Genomic DNA, 22,574 nt, shown 5'->3' with positions numbered 1-22,574 from the left:
ATACAATAAAGTGGAAATTCTCGTGTAAGTTGAATAACCGCAAACTGTCTTATTTGCTGTTATTCACAATTTACTCAAGACATTTTACTCTGATAACCAATGCTAACCTAAAATCGCCTTCAGTAGATTTTCCACAAAATCTAACCGCTCTTTGTGACTACTAAACGCTTTATTAAATCTAAACTTTGTTGGACCATCAAAACGATAAACCGTTGGTTCAGCTTGAATTAGCTGTAAAAATTTCATTGGATCCAATTCAGCTGTTGCTAGAAACTCAATAAAGCCACCTTGTGCATTACCATCAATTTTTTGAATCTGGATCTGCTTCGCTAATTGACGTAATTCAGCAATCTGAAATAAATGGCGTGTTGCTTCTGGTAGTGCGCCAAAACGGTCAATGAGTTCCACTTTCAATTCATCTAAGGCATTTTTATGTTCAGCACCTGCAATACGCTTATAAAAAGACAAACGCATATTCACATCACCTAAATAATCTTCTGGTAATAAGGCAGGTAAGCGCAAATCAATTTCTACTTGCTGCTGAGTCAATTCATCTAGCGAAGGTTCACGACCTGCTTTTAACGCCTTCACCGCACTTTCCAATAAATCCATATAAAGTGAGAAACCAATGGATTCAATCTGTCCACTTTGCTCGGAGCCTAATAATTCCCCAGCACCTCGAATTTCCAGATCATGTGTAGCAAGTATAAAACCAGCTCCCAAATTATCTAGACTTTCTAATGCCTCAAGACGTTTTTGAGCATCTTTCGTCATCGCTTTTGCAGGCGGCGTTAACAAATAAGCATATGCTTGATGATGAGAACGACCTACCCGACCACGTAGCTGATGTAATTGTGCTAAACCAAAATTATCCGCACGTTCAATAATGATCGTATTTGCCGTAGGCACATCAATACCCGTTTCAATAATCGTTGAACAAACAAGTACATTGAAACGCTGATGATAAAAATCTGACATAACACGCTCAAGTTCACGCTCGCGCATTTGTCCATGTCCAATCGTAATACGTGCTTCAGGTACAAGTGCGGTCAGTTTTTCAGCACAATTTTCAATACTTGCCACATCATTATGTAAATAATAAACCTGCCCACCGCGCAGAGTTTCACGCAAAATGGCTTCGCGAATAATGCTATCATCAGCTTGTTTAACGAAAGTTTTAATTGTTAAACGGCGTGCTGGTGGTGTTGAAATAATGGATAAATCACGAATACCATGCATTGCCATATTTAACGTACGTGGTATTGGCGTAGCAGTTAAAGTCAAAATATCAATATTGGCACGTAATTGCTTAATACGTTCTTTTTGACGTACCCCAAATCGGTGTTCTTCATCAATAATCAACAATCCCAGATCACTAAATTGCACATCTGATTGAAGTAATTTATGGGTGCCAATTAAAATATCGACTTTTCCTTCGACTAAATGTTGCAATACTTGCTTTTGTTCTTTTGCTGTTTTAAAGCGAGAAAGTACTTCCACATTTACGGGCAAATTCGCAAAGCGATCTTTAAAATTTTCATAATGTTGTTGTGCTAACAATGTCGTAGGCACTAATACAGCAACTTGTTTCTGGTTCATGACGGCTAAAAATGCCGCTCGCATTGCGACTTCTGTTTTACCAAAACCCACATCACCACAAACTAGTCGATCCATCGCTTTTGGCTGACACATATCAGAAATCACTGCATTAATTGCTATTTCTTGATCAACAGTTTCTTCAAAAGGGAAAGTAGCTGCAAATTGTTGAAACTCTTCTCGATCATACTGAAAAGCAAAACCTTTCTGCGCTTCGCGCTGTGCATACACATCAAGTAATTCCGCTGCCACATCACGAATTTTTTCAGCCGCTTTCTGACGTGCTCTCACCCATGCGTCACTACCAAGCTTATGTAATGGCGCACTTTCATCTGAACCACCGACATAGCGGCTAATTAAATGCAATGATGAAACTGGCACATAAAGCTTAGATTCATTTGCATAATTTAGTAACAAATACTCAGCACTAATCCCACCATTTTCAAGAGTGACTAAGCCAGCATAACGCCCTACACCATGCTCTAAATGTACTACTGGCTGCCCAATTTTTAACTCAGCAAGATTGCGGATTAACGTATCTGGGTTCACAGATTTCCGTTTATCTCGGTTACGCTGTTGTACTCGTTCGCCTAATAGCTCTGTTTCAGTAATTACTGCCAAAGGTGGTTCTTGCGCTATCACAAATCCTTGCTCTAACGCACTGATTAATAAGTTATAAGGCTGTGTAACTTGCGAAAGTGCGGTCAGTTTTTGAGGTTTTATTTTAAGTGGAGATAGCAAATCTAATAAGGTTTCACGCCGTCCTTCTGTTTCTACTGAAAAGACAATGCTGCCTGCAAACTGTTCCGTAAATTGACGTAACAATTTCAAAGGTTCTTTTTGTTGCGATTGAATAGTGAGTTCAGGTAAAGCTTGTAACGCTAAATTTTTCTGACGAGCAGAAGAGCGGAGCTTCTCATTTTTTAAGCTTATCCTTGGGTATTGTTTTAACTGATGATAAATCTCATCAATGCGTTGCCACAAGCGCTCTGGGGGCAATAATGGACGCATAGGATCCACTTTGCGGCTTTCATAGCGTTGTTGTGCATCTTGATAGAAACGCTCACCCTGTGCTTGAATGTCACCTAAATCCAGCCATAAACTCTGCTTAGGTAAATAGTCAAACAGACTTACCATTTGTTCAAAAAAAAGTGGTTGCCAATATTCAATCCCTGAAATTAACGTGCCTTTACTTACTTGCTGATAAATATGTTCTGGATCTCGGCGAATTTCGCCAAAAGTTTCGCGAAATTGCGCTCGGAAGAACTCGATCCCTTTATCATCCGTAGGAAATTCATGTGCGGGCAACAAATTAATCGAGTTAATTTCAGCTAATGTGCGTTGCGTATCAACATCAAAAGTGCGAATAGAATCGATTTCATCATCAAAAAAATCCAAGCGAAACGGCTGTGTACTCCCCATAGGAAATAAATCTAACAATGCACCACGAACCGCGTATTCTCCATGCGCCAAAACTTGTTCTACTGCACGATAACCTGCGCTCTCCAGTTGCAAACGCATTTTCTCAATTTTTAGACGATCGCCTTTTTTAATTAATAAAACATTATGTTGTAAAAATTCTGGTGGACATAAACGCTGCATTAACGTGCTAATAGGTAAAATGAAAATCCCATTTTGGCTATGTTGCAATTGGAATAAGGCACTTAAACGTGAGGAGATAATCTCTTGATGGGGGGAAAATGCATCATACGGTAAAGTTTCCCAATCAGGAAAGAAAGTAATTTTTTGTTGACTGAATTGTGACAAAATTTTTTCTAAACGTACCGCACTTCGAGTATCCGCAGTCACTACGATACTTAATCCATGATACTGACTAGCAATTTCACTGATGATCAACGCCTCAGCTCCAGATAGCACATTACCTAAAATTTTATGATCATTAGCTTCGGTTGGAATAGTTAAATCAAAATAGGTGGTTGTCATAACTACAGTATATTGTGAGATAAAATAAAATGAAAAGATGGAGCACAGTGTAGCCTAGTTTAGGCTTTTTTCCAATAAATATCTGTATAAAAAACCAGTAAAAAAGCCAAGCTAAACTTGGTTTCCTCTCTAAAATGTTTTCTTTTTTGCTTCTTGCGCCGCTTTTTCTTCTGGTGTCCAATCTTCATCAAATTTCACAACTGGCACGCAACAACAACCTCTACCCCCACCACGTTCTACACCAATATCTTTACAGAATTTATTATATTCATCCCAAACTCTACGCAATAAGCTTTTTTTCTTAGTGTTTTCGCTCATTATGCTTCCTCCCCCATTGCTTTAGTAAGATAACAATATCATAAAACTGTTGTATATTTTTGCAACATTTTCTTGACTTCTAAACGACAACTTTTCAACCAATTTTGTTTACTTAGTGCTAATTGAGTGGTGTGGCGATGTTGGCAATATGCGCTTAAGCTTGGACAATCTTGTTCGCTGGAAACAGCCATTAAACGCTGAATTGAAGGTAAGCAAGCGGACAGCGTAGTATGATAATCAGCAAATTTCTGTAAAATAGTAATATCTTGTGGCAATAATTGCCAATCTTGTGTAGATAATACAAATTCAGTTCGCAAAGGATGAAAAGAAAATGCCAAATTACGTTCAAATTGGGATTTAGCCTGCTGACAAAACTGTTCACCTTGTGCAGTTAATGGTTTTACAGCAATCACTGAATAACAACCACTACTCGCCTCTTTTTGCTCGCCTAAATTCACCAAAAAGAAACCGCACTTTTGCCAAAAATACGCTAATGCGGTGGTGTAACCAAAACTGACAGAAAGAAAATCGACTTGGCAGTCTTGTACTAAGGTATCAACAAGTTGCCTCCCTATTCCTTGCTGCTGCCATTGTGGTAACACGGCAATACGTGAAATACGCCCAGATTTCAAACGGCAAGCATCAGGCAAGTGTGCTTGAAAACAAAGGGCTTGTGCAACTAAATTACCTCTTGGTCGACGAATACCACGTTCAATTGCCCAAATCAATTGCTCATCGATAAGCCCCCCTTCCTCTACCAACCAAATCGCACCGACAAGCTGATGTGCACTTTCTGCAACATAAAATTGCTGTTTTGGTGCATCAAATAAACGCCGTAGATCAACGGGTGAAGTACGGTAATGCGCTAATGTTAACAACGCATAAAAAGGTATTATTTTTTGTTGTGTAACCAGTTGTTGTTGCGTGTAGGCTTGGTAAGTGAATGTAGTTGTCACGCTCTTTTCGAGTTGTAACAATTGATCCTCAGCTTGCAATAACAGTAACTCATCAATAAAAGCTTCTAATTTATCCTGCTTTTGCCAACGCAAAGGAGTGTGCAATTGCAAGTGTACAAAAGGACGCTTAAGATTTGCCATGAATTTAAGTAAAAACCCTCGTCCAGTACCTTCATAGCTTTGCATTGTTGTGGTACATAAAACTTGTTTAAAACTTGCAGTGAGATGATTAAGTAATGGCAAAGGAATCATGGCAGCTTCATCAATTAATAACCAATGTTGTTCAAATTGCTGTGGGTTTTGTTGAATTTGCGCATAAAGTTGATCTGGCGACAGAAATTGCACATCCACATCAGCAAATTCTCGTAACACATTGACCGCATTTTTATTTGGCGCAGTCAGAATCACAGGCTGCTTTTGTTGTACTAAATATTTTGCCCATAAACCAGCTAAAGCAGATTTACCACGTCCACGTTTTGCTGTCACAATAAAAATGGGCACACTTTCTTGTATCAGCTGAGATAAAATCTGCTGCTGTTCAAAAGTAGGTACTTTATTGCTTAAATGTTGTGTATGTTGAGATATCGTTGTCTGGAGAGAAGCTAAAACAAAAGGGGGAATTGTCTGTTTGTGATAAACTGGAAACGCATATTTAGCCACTTTTTGTTGGAAAAAGCGGCTAAAATGCGGTGTTGTAATTGGTTGTTCTTCACCACACCAACGTAAACTATCTTGATCAGGCTGACTCACTAAATCCTGCCAGTCAGGAAGTAAAATCAACAAGATACCTTGCAGGGTTAAAGTACCACTTGCTACTGCTAAGGCTTCTAAATTTAGCCCTTGCCAACCATTATAAATAATTAATGAAAACTCACGACCTAGCAAATTTTTTGCTGTGTGAAAAGGAAAATGAGGAATAGAAGTAAAGTGCGGTAAACATTCACCAATCCATACCGCACTTTTTTGTTGTATTAAATGATCAATCTGATATAAACATTGCTGTACAAGTAGTGCTTCAGTACCTTGCCAAAAAACCACATGTCTGGTCATATCAATTCATGCCCATTAAAATGGTGATTTCATACGACGTTCCATTTCTTCTTGCTGATCACGAATTCGGCGTTCAATCGATTTTTGTTGTTCTTGGATACGACCATGAATTGAAGTATCACGCGGCTCTTCTAATCCACGTGCACGTCTAGCTTCTTTAAATCGCTGTTGATAACGTTCTTTTAATGTACGGCAATCACGCTCACGAATATTGGTAATATCATGTTTTACTTGTTTATATTTGAACTGAAAATAGCGATAAGATTCAGGGTCATCATAAATCGTTTGCGCATTCTCTTTTCCAACAATTTTCACTAATTCTTCATATACTAAATCTTTCAATACTTGTTTTTCTAAGGCAGTTAAACGCTGATCTTGTTGTTTTCCTAATTCTGGGTCTAAACAACTATGCGTATTATTTTGCGCCAAAACGAACTTGTGCATTTGTTCAGTAGAAATTTTATATTGCGGCGTATTCACTTTTGGCTTTCTTGGGGATTCACTGTGCTCAAAAGGAGGCTCAAATTTAGGTTCATATTGAGGCTCATATTGTGGATAAGGATAATAAGCAACACATGCTGTTAAACTTAACATCGATAAGCCAATTAGTAATTTTTTAAACATCATTTCTTCCTATCTTGCTCATGACGAGGGAAAATCCAATACAAGATTACCTATTTTCCCCTGATTAAATTTAGGTTTTCTTTGACCACTATTTTACAAAATGGTTTAAAAGTGTGGTCTATTTTTACAAAATTTTTATGCTTTCTCACTCAAATAAGGATCATCAAAGCCAAGAGCTTGCATAATTTCAGTTTCTAGGCTCTCCATTTCTTCTGCTTCCGCATCGTCAATATGATCATAACCCAGTAAATGTAAACTCCCATGCACAATCATATGCGCCCAATGTGCCATCAGCGCTTTACCTTGCTGCTGTGCTTCCTTTTCTACAACTTGGCGACAAATAACTAAATCGCCTAACAAGCTAAGTTCGACTTCATCTGGACACTCAAAGGGAAAAGAAAGCACATTTGTGGGTTTATCTTTACCACGATAAGTCAAGTTTAACTCATGGCTCTCAGCTTCATCTACAATGCGTACTGTCATTTCCACATCTGACAATTTAGGCTGTAATGCTCGATTTGCCCATGCTTGAATTTGTGCTTCACTCGGTAAGTTTTCTCGATGTTCAGTAGCAATTTGTAAATCAATGATCACTTGTTTCATTTATGTATTCTCATTAAGCGAATTTTCTGACCGCTCTTTTTCAGCAAACTCTTGGCGACGTTGCTCAGCAATTGCAGCACGACGCATTTCATCTTGAGCTTCCCAAACATCATAAGCCTGCACCACTTTTGCCACTACTGGATGGCGGACAATATCTTTACTTTCAAAATAGTTAAAACTCAGTTCTGGTACATGTTCTAATACTTCAATAGCATGACGTAAGCCTGATTTTTGGCTACGTGGTAAGTCAATCTGCGTAATATCACCCGTAATAACTGCCTTTGAATTAAAACCGATACGCGTTAAAAACATCTTCATTTGTTCGACTGTGGTATTTTGGCTTTCATCAAGAATAATAAAGCTATCATTCAAAGTACGACCACGCATATAAGCTAAAGGTGCAATTTCAATCACATTACGTTCCATTAATTTTTGCACACGCTCAAAACCTAACATCTCAAAAAGTGCGTCATACAGTGGACGTAAATAAGGTTCAATTTTTTGCCCTAAATCACCAGGTAAAAAACCTAATTTTTCGCCTGCTTCTACTGCTGGACGAGTCAACAAAATTCGACGGACGTCCTGCTTTTCTAAAGCCTCAACCGCTGCCGCTACTGCCAAAAAAGTTTTCCCTGTCCCCGCAGGACCAATACCAAAACTGATATCATGCCGAAAAATATTATGTAAATATTGAACTTGATTCGGACCACGTGGCTTAATCAAACCACGTTTGGTTTTAATTGAAGAAGCATATACTTTGCTGCCTTCAGTATCTTCACTCTGTTGTACTAAAATACGACTTTCTTGAATAGCGATATGTACATCTTCTAAATCCAGCGCTTTAATTTGGCCACGCACAGGTGCGGTTTCTAAATACAAAACTTGAATTAATTTAGCCGCACTTTTCAGCAAAGTAGCATGATGAAGCTTATTTTCCTGCGTGTTAGCTTGAATAGTAAAAGTAAAATTACGACGTAAAATTGTTAAGTTCAATGATTTTTCAATCAGTTGTAAATTACCTTCATATGCCCCACACAATGCTTGCAAACGCGCATTATCCTGTGGCTCCAGTGTAAATATTTCAGTGAGTAAATCGCTCAAAGCTAAACCTCAAAATAAAATTTAAAATTGTCTGTATTGTAAAGAGATTAGCCCGAATTTGCTAGGTGAGATTGTAACAAGGATAAATAGAAAGAGATTTTATCTTGACAAAGAAAAATAAAGGCAAGCTTCTTTGCTTGCCTTCACTTATCACATTATAGCAATCAAAATTTGCTTATTTTACACGTGAAACGTATTCACCAGAACGTGTATCAACTTTGATAACTTCGCCAATTTGAACGAATAAAGGGACTTTGACTACCGCGCCCGTACTTAATGTTGCAGGTTTACCACCTGTACCCGCAGTATCACCTTTCAAGCCTGGGTCGGTATCGACAATTTCTAATTCTACAAAGTTTGGTGGTGTAATTGAGATAGGAGAACCATTCCATAATGTCACGATACAATCTGCTTGGTCTAATAACCATTTTTCTGCATCACCAACGGCTTTCGCATCAGCTGAATATTGTTCAAATGTTTCTGGATGCATGAAATACCAGAATGCATCATCTTTGTATGAGTAAGTTAAGTTTAAGTCCATTACATCAGCAGCTTCAACTGAAGTACCAGATTTGAAGTTCACATCCAATACTTTGCCAGAAATTAATTTACGGATACGCGTGCGAGTGAATGCCTGACCTTTTCCAGGTTTAACAAATTCATTTTCAACGATCACGCAAGGTTCACCATCTTGCATAAATTTTAGACCTGGTTTGAAATCACTGGTAGTATATGTAGCCATATTATCCTCAAGTTATAAAGAGATTGTTTTCAAAAGTGCACATTTTAACTCAAAATATAGCAATTAGAGAAGAACAAAGTTGGACAGATCATCTAGCAAATGCCATTTCCGATCCGAAAATATTATTAAAAACACTCAATTTACCCATTACCTCTTTTGAAAAAGATATTGAAGCACGCCGCCTATTTGCTATGCGAGTGCCATTGCCTTTTGTCGCTAAAATGGAAAAAGGCAACCCGAAAGATCCTCTTTTCCTACAAGTGATGACTGCCAATGATGAGTTTTTGCAAGTAGAAGGCTTTATACAAGATCCTCTGCAAGAACAGAATGCGGTTATACCTAGCGTTTTACATAAATATCGTAACCGTTTGTTATTAATGGTTAAAGGCGGCTGTGCTGTAAATTGTCGATACTGTTTCCGCCGCCATTTTCCTTACGCTGATAACAAAGGTAATAAAGCAAACTGGCAAAAAGCATTAGAGTATATTTCTACTCGCCCAGAAATTGAAGAAGTGATTTTTTCTGGTGGCGATCCTTTAATGGCAAAAGATCATGAATTAGCCTGGTTAATAAAAAAGCTAGAAAACATACCGCACTTACAACGTCTGCGCATTCATACACGCTTGCCTGTTGTGATTCCACAACGCATTACAGATGCACTCTGTCACATGTTAGCAAACTGTCGTTTACAAAGTGTCATGGTGACACATATCAACCATCCAAATGAAATTGACCAACAATTAACACAAGCAATAATTAAACTAAAACAAGTTGGTGTGGTCTTATTAAACCAAGCAGTGTTACTTAAAGGGATCAATGACAATGCTGATACTTTAAAACAATTAGGTGATAAACTGTTTACCGCTAATATTCTGCCTTATTATTTACATTTACTAGATAAAGTAGAAGGCGCAAGCCATTTTTATATTGATGATAAACAAGCAATAAAAATTTACAAAGAATTACAAAGTATCACTTCAGGCTATTTGGTACCGAAATTAGCCCGTGAAATTGCGAAAGAGCCAAATAAAACCCTTTATACAGCATAGGAAAATCAATAAATATCCTTTAGAATAAACCAAATTTTGACCGCACTTTAAAGTGTATATAAGTTAAGCTATTTAGAATTGAGGTACTATCGTGGATTCAGAAAAACAAAAGCCAGAGGTTGAACATAATCCAGCACAGAATGAGTTGGATTTAGAGTTTAACCAAGTTGAGCCAATTACACCGAAAAAAGTGATTAAACCAGAGCCATCAATTTTTGATAAAGCAAAAAGTTTATTTGCTAAAAAGGAGCAAGCAGAATCTCAATTTAGTGCACGTAAAGAACCTACATTCAGTGAAGCAGCAATAGCTAATACTGAAAATGATACTCAAGAAACAACAGCAGACGTTCAGTATGCACAACCCGAAGCAACGTCTGTTGCTGTTGCAACGAAAATCAACTGGAAAAATCCAGAAACTTGGCCAATGTTACAAGTATTACCACAACAACACCGTCGTTTATTTGTCACATTATTAGCCCTCATTTTATTACTGATTATTTTCTTTGCCTTAAAACCAAGCTCTGAAACAGTCCAATCATTTGAACAACAAAATAGTAATGCGGTACCAATTCAATTCCAGCCTTTAGATAAGCAGCAAGCACTTGAAAATTCAATTTTGGATGATTTAAAGAAACCGCAAAAGATAAACGAGCCAACGACTATGCCTGTTGAACGTGTACAAAATGATACGACATTAAATAATATGTCAACAGCGCCAGATATAGCCGTGCCACCGACAACAATACAATCTACTGAAACTGAGCAACCTAAAATTGAACAGCCTATTGAAATAAAACCTCAACCAGTAAAACAACCAGTGGAACCACAAAAAGTTGTTGAGAAAGTACAGGCAGTTGAAAAGCCGAAAGTGGTGGAAAAAGCAAAAGTTATTGAACAAACTAAACCAGTAGAAAAAATAAAACCCCTTGAAAAAGTAAAGGCTGAAAAGAAAGCCGCACCTGTTGTTGATGCTGAACCAGCTAAATCAAATAAAGGGAAAACGCTAACCATTCCACAAGGCGTGAGTTTAATGCAAGTTTTTCGCAATCATAATTTAAATATTGCAGATGTAAACGCCATGACAAAAGCAGCTGGAGCAGGTAATGCCTTAAGCAGCTTTAAAGCAGGTGATAAAGTGCAAGTTGCAGTAAATGCACAAGGGCGAGTCACTGAACTTCGCTTAGAAAATGGTGCAAGATTTATTCGCCAAGCAGATGGTAGTTATCTTTATAAAAAATAAGGACATGTAAAAAAGCCTGTGTAATCACAGGCTTTCTCTTGTGTAGTCAAAAATTCACTTTATAACCGTTCTTTTTCACCACCAAAATCATCAAGTAAATTCTCAATCAATTGGCTTAACACCCCTGTCATCAACACAAAATCAGCATCAAAACGTTGCGCATAATCTTCTTTTAAAATATCATCATTTTTCTCACGAATTTGATCCGCAAACTTTAAGCGCTTCAAAGTACCGTCTTCATTTAACACAAAACTGAGATGCTCTTCCCAAGCCAAAGACAATTTAGTGACAAGTTTACCTGCTACTAATAATGATTGAATTTCTTCTGAATCTAAATTTTGCTGCTTACAACGAATAATCCCAGTATCACTACTGCCAGTTAACTCTGCTTCTTCTAAAGGTATCAACCATTGTGGCGTACTATCATGACTGATCCAATCTGTCATAATTAAACTAGGTTCATTAGCAAAAGCTAACGGCACGACAGGTAAAGAACCGAGTGATTTGCGTAATAATGCCAATGTATCTTCTGCGCGTTTACTTGATGCACAATCCACATAAATCAAATTATTCTCTGTATCAATCCATAATGCGGTTTGTTGACTTTTACTAAATGCGCGCGGCAATAATCCAGCGATGACATCATCTTGCAACGTTTGTTTTTCCACTTTCTTTAATTTGCGATTTTCTTTTTGTTCTAACTGAGTCACACGCTGTTCAAGTTCAGCATTGACTACCTGAGCTGGCAAGATTTTTTCTTCTTTATGTGCGACCAATAAGAGTTGTTTGCCAACTGAAAAATATAACAATTCACTGCCTCGTAAAGGGTTTGTCCAGCCAAATTTACTCATATCTGATTGCTGGCAAGGATGATATTCACATCGTTGTAATTGATTTTGTAGTAATTCAGCTGACCAATCCAAATCTTTAGTTAAACGATAAATCATGGCGTTTTTAAACCAAAACATAGTTTGTTCCTTCTTTTTTTCAGGTAGAATAGGCAAATTCTGTGTCGCATTCGCGACAATATCCCTCATATTGTAACGTAGTTCGAGATAAAATATGCAAACTAAATCCATTTGCTTTATTGGTGGCGGAAATATGGCGCAAGCGATTATTTTCGGTTTACTCAAACAAGGCTATCCTGCGGCACAAATTACGGTTTGTGATCCTAATACTGACAAACTAACGCAATTTGCCCAAAAAGGTATTCAAGTAGTCGAAAGCACAGAAATAAACAATCAAACTGCGGTCAGAGAATCAGAAGTTTTACTGCTTGCCGTCAAACCACAAGTACTCGCCGATGTTTGTCACAGTTTAAGTGCGGTCAATTTTACCCAAAAATTGGTGATCTCCATTGCAGCGGGTATCTCGCAGGCAAGGTTAAGTCAGCTTTTACCCTCAGCTCAACATATTGTTCGAGTGATGCCTAATACACCAGCACTCGTTTCAGAAGGGATGTCAGGCTTATTTGCGCCTACCAATTTACCTATTGAACTCAAAAATTTTGCACAAGATTTATTAGCTGCGGTAGGTAAAACTTGTTGGGTGGCAGATGAAGATCAAATGCATGCAATTACAGCAGGTTCAGGAAGCAGTCCTGCCTATTTTTTCTTATTCATGGAGGCAATGCAAAAAGCCTTGTTAGCGATGAATTTAGATGAAACTACTGCGCGTTTATTAGTACAGCAGTCAGCATTAGGAGCAGCAAAAATGGTGGTAGAAAATCCAGAACTTACCATTTCCACCCTACGTGAAAACGTCACCTCCAAAGGAGGCACAACCGCTGCTGCACTCGCTATATTTAATCAACAAAATTTACAACAAACTGTTCAACAAGCCATGCATGCTTGTGTCGAACGCTCTCAACAAATGGAAAAATTGTTTTAATGAAAATTTCAGCATTTAACTGGCTTGCTTTAAGCTTTTTCGGCTATTTTTGTGCTTACGGTGTGTTTGTCCCTTTCTTTCCCGTGTGGTTAAAATCCCAATCTTATGGAGAAGAATTAATCGGATTAGTTATCGCTAGTTCTTATGTCTTTCGTTTTATTGGTGGTATTTTCTTTTCCAGCCTGCTTAAAAAAGCTTCTCAACTGATCTACGCTTTACGCTATTTAGCTTGGATAAGTTGCCTGATTGTCTTCAGCATGAGTTTCATTGCAGAAAGCTTTTGGTTACTCTTTATCGCTATCGCCTTATTTGCAATGGTCAATTCTGCAGGTATGCCGCTGAGCGATACGCTTGCAAGTGTGTGGCAACAGCAAATCCATTTAGACTATGGTAAAGCCCGCTTGATCGGTTCTCTTGCTTTTGTCGTCGGCGTTGTGGTGTTTGGTTATGTTATTGGTACATTAGGAGAAAGCAGTATTGTATGGATTTTAACCGCACTTTTAATGATTTACGCTACTATGCAAATGACAATCCCAACCCCCATGCCTGAAGATCAACAAAGTGCGATAGGAAATCAGGTTAGCTTTAAACACTTATTACAAAACAAAACGACACTGCGTTTACTTATCGCTATCTCATTAATTCAAGGGTCACATGCTACTTACTATGCCTATAGTGTCTTATATTGGACGAGCTTAGGGATTTCTGTACAAACAACCAGCTTATTGTGGGGATTAAGTGTGATCGCAGAAATGTTGTTATTCTTTTTCTCAACCAAACTCTTTCGTACTTGGAAAGTTAGTTCGTTATTTTATTTATCCGCTATCGCTACTGTAATACGCTGGGGAGCACTCAGTGTCGCAGAAGAAATAATGTCATTAGCCCTCATTCAAACATTACATAGTTTTACTTATGCAGTAAGCCACTATGCCATCATTCGCTACTTCACTACACAACCTATTTCACATATTGCCAAGCTCCAAGGCTTATATAATGGTATTTCTGGTTGTGGCGCAGTCGCACTCCTCACTGCGCTTTCAGGTGTGTTATATCCTATTTCTCCTACCATCACTTTTCTTGTTATGATGGCTTTTGCGGCACTCGCTTTAGTTGCTATTCCACGTAAAGTAGATGCATTTTTGCTTAAAAGGTGCTAACTATGAAAGATAGCGCGTTAATTGAACTCTTTCTGAATGAAGTGTGGATAGAAAAACATTTATCTGAAAATACAGTGCAATCTTATCGTTTAGATTTGACTGCACTATCAAAATGGCTGGAAAAACATAACTTAACGCTACTGAATTTAGATGCAATAGATTTACAAACTTTTTTAGGAGAACGTTTAACACAAGGTTATAAAGCAACCAGTACAGCTCGCTTATTAAGTGCAATGCGTAAATTATTTCAATATTTGTATCGAGAAAAATATCGTGCTGATGATCCTAGCGCAGTATTAAGCTCACCCAAACTGCCTACTCGCTTGCCTAAGTATTTAACTGAACAGCAAGTAACAACTCTATTAAATTCACCTGATGTAGAAATTCCATTAGAATTACGAGATAAAGCAATGATGGAATTATTATATGCGACAGGACTACGTGTTACCGAATTAGTTTCACTGACTATCGAAAACATAGATATTAATCAAGGCATTGTACGTGTCATCGGTAAAGGTAATAAAGAACGCATAGTGCCTATCGGAGAAGAAGCAACTTATTGGATCCGACAATTTATGCTTTATGGTCGTCCATTTTTGCTTAATGGACAAAGTTCAGATGTGGTTTTTCCAAGTAAAAGAGCAGTACAAATGACTCGCCAAACTTTTTGGCATCGGATTAAACATTACGCACTACTTGCAGAAATTGATATAGCTAGCTTATCACCACATGTACTTCGCCATGCATTTGCTACCCATTTAGTGAATCATGGTGCAGATTTACGTGTAGTACAAATGCTTTTAGGTCATAGCGATCTTTCTACTACTCAAATTTATACTCATGTTGCGAAAGAACGCTTAAAGCATTTACATCAACGCTATCATCCAAGAGGATAAAAATAAAAAAACTGCATCAAGAAGATGCAGTTTTACTAATTTATTATCGTTTAAAAAGAATCTTTTAAACGTTCATCAGCGCGGCGCGCCTCACCTTTATGTTGTAATTTATTTAACTGACGCTCTAACTTTTCTTCGACTTCATTAACTGCTTTATACATATCATCTGACTCAGCTTTCGCAAACAAGTCACCTAATGGCGTGCCAATTGATGCTTCAACAGAGAAGCCCTTGGGGATTTTGTTTAAAATAAAGTGGGGATTGATTAATTGAGTTTGCCATTTTCCTAATTTAGCAAGTCTATCTTCGACATGAGCACGGATTGCAGGGGTGATTTCCATTTGTTTGCTTGTGATATTTAGAGTCATAGCATTTACCTCTCTGTTGAAAAGGGGACTTAATGTCCCTTGTGATTAATAATCCTTAACTACAACATAGTCCCCTTGTCATCAGTTTTCAAGTTTTTTTGCTGAATTTTTTTGGAAAAGTTCAAAAGTATGATCTAGATAGAAAAATTATCATTTAATACTAGATTATTAAAAGAAAGTTGCTATGATTGAGAAGATTCTATTTTGATATCCTCTCAATCTTTTTGCTTACATTTCAATCAATTAAAAATTAAGCTAACTCATCTGCATCAGCTTTATTCATTTTTAAACGATCAAAATAATCTTTCGTTTCACTGACGATGACGTGGCGCAATCCAATCAATGCAATTAAATTTGGAAATGCCATCAAGCCATTTACAATATCTGCTAAAATCCAAATTAAATCGAGATGAATAAAAGCCCCACAACCGACTAATACAATGAAGACAAAACGATACAACTTGATACCTCGGGTACCTACAAGATAAACAAAGCAGCGTTCACCATAATAGCACCAGCCTAAAATTGTAGTAAATGCAAAAAATAATAAGCCAACAGTCACAATCGTACCGCCTAAATTAGAACTTAAACCTTCAGTAAAAGCATAGTTTGTCAAGGCAGCACCTGCTATATCTGTCGATTGCCAAGCACCGGTAATCACCAATACGATTCCAGTCATCGAACAAACGATAATAGTATCTAAAAAAGTCCCAGTCATCGAAATCAATCCCTGACGCACAGGTTCTTTAGTTTGTGCAGCTGCCGCAGCAATTGGCGCACTACCTAAACCTGATTCATTAGAGAATATCCCACGAGCTACTCCAGACTGAATAGCTTTCATTACGGTATAACCTAACGCACCACCTAATGCGGCACTTGGATTAAAAGCACTATGAATAATTAGCCCAACAGCTTGTGGCACTAATTGCCAGTTGATTAATAAAATAATGATAGATGTCGCCACATAAAGCACAGCCATAAAAGGCACAATATAGGAGGATACAATTGCAATCCGTCGCACTCCACCAAGGATAATCAACGCAACCAGCGCAGTAATAATCGATGCCGTTAATGGAATAGGTACACTAAATGTATCTTGCATTGCGTGGGTAATTGCATTAACTTGAGGAAAAGTCCCAATCCCAAAGAATGCTACTAAAATACCAAAAAGCGCAAAGAGCTTTGCTAACCACTTAATACCTAAGCCACGCTCAATGTAATACATAGGTCCACCAGCCATAAAGCCTTGCTTATCACGTACTCGATATTTTACCGCTAATAAGCATTCAGCATATTTTGTTGCCATCCCCAATAATGCGACTAACCACATCCAAAACACGGCACCAGGACCACCAGCTTGCACAGCAGTGGCAACTCCAACAATATTCCCCGTACCGATAGTTGCAGCTAATGCGGTACATAGTGCAGCAAAAGAAGAAACATCGCCTTTCTTACTTGTACCTTTTTCTTTTTTGAATAAATAAGATAATGCACGTGGCAGATGAATAAATTGAATGAAACTTAAACGAAAAGTTAAATACAGCCCTGTTCCTGAAAGCAAAATCAATAAGGGCGGTCCCCAAACAAAGCTGTTGACTGATGATAAAATTGATTCTAATGACATTAAAAGATCCTCGTAAAAAATAACGAATTACAAGGAGGCAAAAGCATTTTGCGGAAGAGTTAAAATAGAATGACACACAAAAAATGTGTGTAAAACATCAAACCGAATAGTCTTGTTGCCCCTGTCCTTTTGCCTGAGCGTTTGAAAAAACGGAAAAAACTGACCGCTCTTTTTGCGCCTTCGGCGGCCGTTTTATATTTTTTAATTTAATATAACGGCTCTCTCCAAGGGTTCGTCCAGTAACAGTCCCTGCTTATTATCAGCGCCTGAAAGATTTTACCTCGTCGGCGTAGGGTCAATTCCCTACTCTCCAGCTACCTTCATCCGAACTTACTTTTGTTGAATTTTTCAAAAAAAGTGAGTTAAATTTTAGCAGATAAAATGCAAAAAACAAGAAGTGTAATGTTAGTTTAAAAATAGAGAAAAGCAGATCTTTTAAACCTGCTTTAAATGGAATTATCGATTATCACGTTGCCATTTTTTTACTATATAGCTACATGTTGGGATAAGATGAAGCTGATTTTGATCAACAAAACGAACTAATGCTTGATATAACTGTTCTGCCACACCTTGTCCACGTAAAGTTGGAGAAACATAAGTATGATTAGCGTTAATCGTTTTCTCATCTATAAAAAAATAAGTAAGTTGTGCTGCTTTATTACCCATTTTATCTAACAAGAAAAACTCACCTTCACAATAAGTTTGTTGATGCTGAATTTGCATTAATGCGCTCTCCAATCTTCAGATTCTTCATTCATGGCAAAATCTGCTGTTTCACAAGGAATAGATTTTTCTTCCGCAGCCCATTCACCTAAATCAATCAATTGACAACGTTTACTACAAAAAGGACGATACGGGCTTTTCTCTGACCACTCCACTGCTTTTTGGCAAATTGGACAAGGTACATTAAAAATTTCTGACATATATTTTTCACCACTTTCTTTACGCTTTAGCTAAAGCTAAATATTGATGATGTAATTCTAACACCTTTTGTTTCAGAGCAACTAATGTTTGCGATAAATCTCCATCATTATTGATCACATCATCAGCAAAACTTAATCGTGTATAACGATCGACTTGTGCATGAATAATTTGCTGAATTAATTCAATCTGATTGCCATCACGTTGACTAGTACGTTGTAATTGAGTTTCAAGCTTTACATCAACAACCAGTACACGCTGACATAGCTCTGTTAAATTATTCTCAATTAACAAAGGTACAACCCAAAGAACATAAGGATAAGTTTGGGCATAGATTTGCCTTAACATCTCCTGTCTAATAGCAGGATGAAGCAAGTTATTTAACCATATCTTTTCTTCTGGTTGTTGGAAAATTCGTGTTCTTAATTGTGCACGATCTAATTCACCATTATCGAGTAAAATTTGTTCTCCAAAATGTGTCACAATCTGTGCCAATAATGGCGAGCCTTTCTGTACAACTTGCCTTGCTACTATATCCGCATCAATGACAGGTACACCCAGTTCAATAAATAAATTCGCAACTGTACTTTTACCGCTTCCAATCCCACCTGTGAGTCCAACAATATAAGTCATCTATTTTCCTTATCTTATTAAAACAGGCTGATCATACTTTCGTGCTTCCAATTAAGCAATATCATGACCATATCCGCTAAACAGAGAAAAGGTGCAAAGGGAAGTTGACAGTACGCCTGTTTATAGAATTTTGCGAAAAATGCATATCCCATCGCACAGCAACAAGCAATCAAAACTAATAAAGGCAATTGTGACCAATGTAAGACGGAACTAAGTCCTAACATCAACCAATAATCTCCTCTGCCTAATGCTTCTCTTGCATAAACCCATTTAGCCAATAGATAAATCACATAAAATGCCATAAAGCCACTGAATGCACTTTGCAGACTCTGCTCAAGTGTAATAGTACTGATGTTAGCCCATGCTGCCCCAAGCCCTAGAACGAACAATGCTTGACACAAAGGTAACGAAATCAATTGATAATACCAATCCGTCAATGAAATACAAATTAAGAGGCTAATATAACAGGCCATAAACAAGGCTTGATATAGTGGGTTAAACACACAATAGCAGATAATGAACACAGCAGCAAAGTAGATGAAAAAAGAGAAAAAATGACCGCACTTTATTGGGGAGAGTGTTGATGATAGCGACATAGTTTCTGGTATGTTAGGCGCAAATATTGCACGATATGCTTGATAAATTTCTTGTGCAACCCAATACGCAAAATGCGATAAATAATAACGTACTGCTAATCCCACCATGCCACCAAGTAAGATAAAAAGCAACAGATTCATTGCATCACTGCTCCCATACTAAAAATAGGTAAATACATACCAAGCATAATTAATCCAATTAAACTACCAATGAGCAACATCAGCAAAGGCTCTAGCATCTGAGCAAGCAAATCCAATTGATGTTCTAACTGCTGCTGATAGTTATCAGCAATATAATCTAACATAGCAACAAATTTGCCACTTTTCTCACCGACTTGTAACATCTGTTGTACTGAATCTGGAAATAGCGTGGTACTAATAGAATCAGAGAATGTATTTCCATAGGAAATTTGCTGCAAAACCGACCGCACTTCATTCACTAACACAAAGTCATATTGCAATGTTGTCTCTCTCTGCCAACTTTGTTGTTTAGGTAAAAAACAATCTAATGCTTGAGTTAACGGAACCCCTGCGGCCAACATCAGATGTAAATGACGGCAAAAATGTACCAAACGGTTAAGCTGAGTTATTTTATTCAAGTATGGAATCCGTTGAATCAATTTTACTTTTTGCCGATTCAACCAGAGAGAATATTTTAATTGCAAGTGAATTAATAGGATGAGTAAGCTCAATATCAGTATTATTTGTAAAAAATACCTCTGTAATCCCATGGATAAACTTAATAATAGGGAAGTGAAAACAGGTAAAGGTTGTTCAGCATATATTTCTGCAAACTGTGGCACAACAAATAGTAATAACAAAGTCGTTAAAATCACAGAAATACTTAATACCACAACAGGATAAAATAAGATTTTCTGCACTCTACGCTGTAATGCTAATGCCTTTTTACGTTGTTCAGCAATTTGTTGGCATATTTGTGGCAATTTTCCTGTCATTTCACCAATATAGATCAATTGCCGTTCTTGAGTTGTCACATGATTACCTGCATGTTGTAAAGCAACTGATAATGAAATACCATTCTCCAAGCTCTTTAATAAATTCACTACCCATTGATTTAATTGAATATTAAGGCAATTTTGCTGCAATATTTGCAAACTGGTTTTTAATGGCAAAGCTGATTGTAAAAGAAAAGCAAATTGACTCCAAAGCTCACAAATCTCACTATTTTTAGGTTTAGTCGAAAGCTGCCAATCTTGTTGTAATCTAAGTTGCTGGAAACCACGAGTAATTAATCGTTGTTTTGCGATAGCTTCTGTTTCAGCAACAATCATGCCTTTTTGTGTTTGTTTTAAACGATTAATCCCGCGCCAACGAAACAGTTTTAACTTACTCATTTATCCCCCAAGACACGCAGGACTTCTTTTTCATCCGTAATACCTAAACGGACTTTATCTATCGCACTTTCTCTTAATGTATTGAAATCAAGTACAAAATTGCCGTTCTGATCTTTTTGCAGAAATTGATACACACCACTCCGCCCAGCATAACCTTGATAGCAATTGCAATTAGTTTGCGGCTTTCCTACGCACTCAATACAACACTTGCGTACTAAACGCTGTGCAATAACAAGTAACAAACTGTGTTCAATTTCATGTTGCTGAATCCCAAGCTGCTGTAAGCGAGAAAGGGCTGATTTCGCATCATTGGTATGTAGTGTAGAAAGGACTAAATGACCTGTTTGTGCAGCACGTAACGCCATGATTGCTGTTTCTTCATCACGAATTTCACCTAGCATGATAATATCAGGATCTTGACGTAAAAAAGTGCGTAATAGACGACTAAAATCAAGCCCTATTTGAGGGTTAATTTGCGTTTGGATAATTCCCTCAAGCTCAATCTCAATTGGATCTTCCGCACTTAAAATATGCTTTTCTGTACTATTTAACCAATTTAGCGCGGTATAAAGTGAAATACTTTTGCCACTTCCTGTTGGTCCTGTAACTAAAATCAATCCTTGTGGCTGCTTAAGCGCACGCTGAAAAGATTGTTGTTGAAATTCATTCATGCCTAAAGCAGAAAAAGTGAGATTAACGGGCTTATTATGCTGCAAGCGTAATACGGCTTTTTCGCCCCAATGGGTTGCTAATGTAGAAAGACGTAAATCAAGTACATCAGAAAACGCCGTTTTAAATTGAAAACGCCCATCTTGTGGCAAACGTGTTTCACTAATATCGAGTTTTGCGAGCAATTTAAGACGAGTGATTAATCGATTAGCCAATGACAATGCTAATGGTGGTTGTAGCTGCAATACACCATCTACACGAAAGCGTAACTGTAATACATTCGATTGTGGTTCAAAATGAATATCAGAAGCTTTTTGCTGTAATGCGCGCTCAAAAATTTGATTTAACAATTGAATAATAGGTTCATCTAATTGTGTTTCAACATCCGTTTGTTGTAGCGTTTGATAACAAATTTTTGGACTTTCTTCTATAGACGAGTGTTGCGGTAATAACTGCTGTAACGTATTTTTTAGTTCCTGAGTTGCCAACAATATTGGTTCAACAATTTTACCAGACAAAAAAGCAAAGGTTTCACAAGCTGATAAATTAGTCAGTGAATCCACACCAAGCCAAAGCGTTTTCTCATCCTCTTGCAAAGGTAATGCAAAATAGCGTAGTAATATCTTTTGCTGTTGCTGATTTCTCCGCCATAAACAAGGAGGGATCTCAATCAATTCACCACTTAATGTAGTGACAGGTAATGAAGGCATATCAACTCGCATTATGCACAAAACCCTGCTGGAAATAAGGCAACATGTTCACCACAAGTTGCCTGCCAAGTTACACCTTGAACAGCATCGCCCGAAGCAGTTAATGTATAACTCACCCCAGCCAAACTGTTCTGTCCAGTTACAGTGATCACGCCAGATTTCACATTTAATGATTTTAAATATTTTTTACCTGCATTAATCTCCGCTGCAATACCATGGCTACCCGCATTACAACTAGCAATGTTATTCGTATTATAAATACATAACTCGACCTCAGCGCGATAGGGGGCGGCAGCTTGCAATAATTCAGCTATGGCAGCTTTTTTAGTATAATTTTGATAAGAAGGGATTGCGACAGTCGCTAAAATGGCCACAATGGCGACCACAATCATTAACTCAATTAAAGTAAATCCCTTTTGAATAGTAAGAAAAATGTATCGTTGCATAAGAAATTCCTTTTGTTAAAAATGGGCTGGGATACAGCCCTAAAATATGAATATTGCTAAACGGACTAAGAATGAATTTAGCCAAT

The 22,574-nt window shown here is 37.6% G+C and carries 22 protein-coding genes and 1 riboswitch; of the genes, 5 read left to right on the top strand and 17 right to left on the bottom strand.

The window, feature by feature from the left end; all coding sequences use genetic code 11:
* Window positions 1–102: 102 nt before the first annotated feature.
* From mfd to efp, 7 genes are all read right to left on the bottom strand, one after another.
* Complete coding sequence (mfd, locus tag C0975_RS05700; RefSeq protein ID WP_101775427.1) at window positions 103–3,540, bottom strand: transcription-repair coupling factor; 3,438 nt, start codon at window positions 3,538–3,540, stop codon at window positions 103–105.
* A 129-nt stretch (window positions 3,541–3,669) separates the two neighbouring features.
* Window positions 3,670–3,858, bottom strand: a complete 189-nt coding sequence (locus C0975_RS05695) for a DUF5363 family protein (protein WP_101775426.1) — start codon at window positions 3,856–3,858, stop codon at window positions 3,670–3,672.
* 38 nt (window positions 3,859–3,896) lie between these two features.
* A complete protein-coding gene (locus C0975_RS05690) occupies window positions 3,897–5,864 on the bottom strand; it encodes a tRNA(Met) cytidine acetyltransferase TmcA (protein ID WP_101775425.1) in 1,968 nt (655 codons plus the stop codon).
* A 15-nt stretch (window positions 5,865–5,879) separates the two neighbouring features.
* Window positions 5,880–6,488, bottom strand: coding sequence for a DUF5358 family protein (locus C0975_RS05685; RefSeq protein WP_101775424.1), 609 nt, complete (start codon window positions 6,486–6,488; stop codon window positions 5,880–5,882).
* Window positions 6,489–6,623: 135 nt separating this feature from the next.
* On the bottom strand, window positions 6,624–7,091 hold the full coding sequence (gene ybeY, locus C0975_RS05680; protein WP_101775423.1) for an rRNA maturation RNase YbeY: 468 nt from the start codon (window positions 7,089–7,091) through the stop codon (window positions 6,624–6,626).
* Window positions 7,092–8,192: a PhoH family protein gene (locus C0975_RS05675; RefSeq protein WP_101775422.1), complete on the bottom strand. Its 1,101-nt coding sequence runs from the start codon at window positions 8,190–8,192 to the stop codon at window positions 7,092–7,094. It lies immediately after the preceding gene.
* Between the two features lie 175 nt (window positions 8,193–8,367).
* Window positions 8,368–8,934 carry an elongation factor P gene (efp, locus tag C0975_RS05670; RefSeq protein ID WP_049216457.1) on the bottom strand — a complete coding sequence of 189 codons (567 nt, stop codon included), beginning with the start codon at window positions 8,932–8,934 and terminating at the stop codon, window positions 8,368–8,370.
* Between the two features lie 35 nt (window positions 8,935–8,969).
* On the opposite strand from efp, the gene epmB reads away from it, so the two are divergent.
* On the top strand, window positions 8,970–9,983 hold the full coding sequence (gene epmB / locus C0975_RS05665) for an EF-P beta-lysylation protein EpmB (RefSeq protein ID WP_101775421.1): 1,014 nt from the start codon (window positions 8,970–8,972) through the stop codon (window positions 9,981–9,983).
* A 91-nt stretch (window positions 9,984–10,074) separates the two neighbouring features.
* Entirely contained in the window at window positions 10,075–11,223 is a 1,149-nt protein-coding gene (locus C0975_RS05660; protein WP_101775420.1) for a LysM-like peptidoglycan-binding domain-containing protein, read from the top strand.
* 59 nt (window positions 11,224–11,282) lie between these two features.
* Here the strand turns inward: C0975_RS05660 and rdgC are convergent, their stop codons facing one another.
* The gene (gene rdgC, locus C0975_RS05655; RefSeq protein ID WP_101775419.1) at window positions 11,283–12,191 is read right to left on the bottom strand and encodes a recombination-associated protein RdgC; all 909 of its coding nucleotides are present in this window, start codon (window positions 12,189–12,191) and stop codon (window positions 11,283–11,285) included.
* 94 nt (window positions 12,192–12,285) lie between these two features.
* On the opposite strand from rdgC, the gene proC reads away from it, so the two are divergent.
* The 3 genes from proC to xerD are packed head-to-tail and all read left to right on the top strand — an operon-like array spanning window position 12,286 to window position 15,166.
* Complete coding sequence (gene proC / locus C0975_RS05650) at window positions 12,286–13,113, top strand: pyrroline-5-carboxylate reductase (protein ID WP_101775418.1); 828 nt, start codon at window positions 12,286–12,288, stop codon at window positions 13,111–13,113.
* Window positions 13,113–14,270: a 3-phenylpropionate MFS transporter gene (locus C0975_RS05645; RefSeq protein ID WP_101775417.1), complete on the top strand. Its 1,158-nt coding sequence runs from the start codon at window positions 13,113–13,115 to the stop codon at window positions 14,268–14,270. Before proC ends, C0975_RS05645 begins: the two co-directional genes overlap by 1 nt.
* Window positions 14,271–14,272: 2 nt before the next feature.
* A complete protein-coding gene (xerD, locus tag C0975_RS05640) occupies window positions 14,273–15,166 on the top strand; it encodes a site-specific tyrosine recombinase XerD (RefSeq protein WP_101775416.1) in 894 nt (297 codons plus the stop codon).
* A 50-nt stretch (window positions 15,167–15,216) separates the two neighbouring features.
* On the opposite strand, the gene raiA is transcribed toward xerD, so the two are convergent.
* From raiA to ppdD, 9 genes are all read right to left on the bottom strand, one after another.
* Window positions 15,217–15,534, bottom strand: coding sequence for a ribosome-associated translation inhibitor RaiA (gene raiA / locus C0975_RS05635; protein WP_049216463.1), 318 nt, complete (start codon window positions 15,532–15,534; stop codon window positions 15,217–15,219).
* Between the two features lie 250 nt (window positions 15,535–15,784).
* Window positions 15,785–17,158 carry an alanine/glycine:cation symporter family protein gene (locus C0975_RS05630; protein WP_101775415.1) on the bottom strand — a complete coding sequence of 458 codons (1,374 nt, stop codon included), beginning with the start codon at window positions 17,156–17,158 and terminating at the stop codon, window positions 15,785–15,787.
* A gap of 111 nt (window positions 17,159–17,269) precedes the next feature.
* Window positions 17,270–17,396: riboswitch (glycine riboswitch) on the bottom strand.
* A gap of 218 nt (window positions 17,397–17,614) precedes the next feature.
* Window positions 17,615–17,881, bottom strand: coding sequence for a GNAT family N-acetyltransferase (locus C0975_RS05625; protein ID WP_101775414.1), 267 nt, complete (start codon window positions 17,879–17,881; stop codon window positions 17,615–17,617).
* Window positions 17,881–18,081 carry a DNA gyrase inhibitor YacG gene (gene yacG / locus C0975_RS05620; protein WP_101775413.1) on the bottom strand — a complete coding sequence of 67 codons (201 nt, stop codon included), beginning with the start codon at window positions 18,079–18,081 and terminating at the stop codon, window positions 17,881–17,883. Before yacG ends, C0975_RS05625 begins: the two co-directional genes overlap by 1 nt.
* Window positions 18,082–18,100: 19 nt before the next feature.
* The gene (coaE, locus tag C0975_RS05615) at window positions 18,101–18,712 is read right to left on the bottom strand and encodes a dephospho-CoA kinase (RefSeq protein WP_101775412.1); all 612 of its coding nucleotides are present in this window, start codon (window positions 18,710–18,712) and stop codon (window positions 18,101–18,103) included.
* Between the two features lie 17 nt (window positions 18,713–18,729).
* The gene (locus C0975_RS05610) at window positions 18,730–19,449 is read right to left on the bottom strand and encodes a prepilin peptidase (RefSeq protein WP_101775411.1); all 720 of its coding nucleotides are present in this window, start codon (window positions 19,447–19,449) and stop codon (window positions 18,730–18,732) included.
* Window positions 19,446–20,663 carry a type II secretion system F family protein gene (locus C0975_RS05605; protein ID WP_101775410.1) on the bottom strand — a complete coding sequence of 406 codons (1,218 nt, stop codon included), beginning with the start codon at window positions 20,661–20,663 and terminating at the stop codon, window positions 19,446–19,448. The genes C0975_RS05610 and C0975_RS05605 overlap by 4 nt, the downstream gene beginning before the upstream one ends.
* Window positions 20,660–22,054: a GspE/PulE family protein gene (locus C0975_RS05600; RefSeq protein ID WP_101775409.1), complete on the bottom strand. Its 1,395-nt coding sequence runs from the start codon at window positions 22,052–22,054 to the stop codon at window positions 20,660–20,662. Before C0975_RS05600 ends, C0975_RS05605 begins: the two co-directional genes overlap by 4 nt.
* Window positions 22,054–22,488 (bottom strand): prepilin peptidase-dependent pilin, encoded by a 435-nt coding sequence (ppdD, locus tag C0975_RS05595; RefSeq protein ID WP_101775408.1) that lies wholly within the window; start codon window positions 22,486–22,488, stop codon window positions 22,054–22,056. Before ppdD ends, C0975_RS05600 begins: the two co-directional genes overlap by 1 nt.
* Window positions 22,489–22,574 lie beyond the last annotated feature (86 nt).

Origin of the sequence: Pasteurella oralis (assembly GCF_002850605.1) — a bacterium.
GTDB lineage: Bacteria > Pseudomonadota > Gammaproteobacteria > Enterobacterales > Pasteurellaceae > Pasteurella > Pasteurella oralis.
This window is presented reverse-complemented; position numbering and strand designations above follow the sequence as displayed.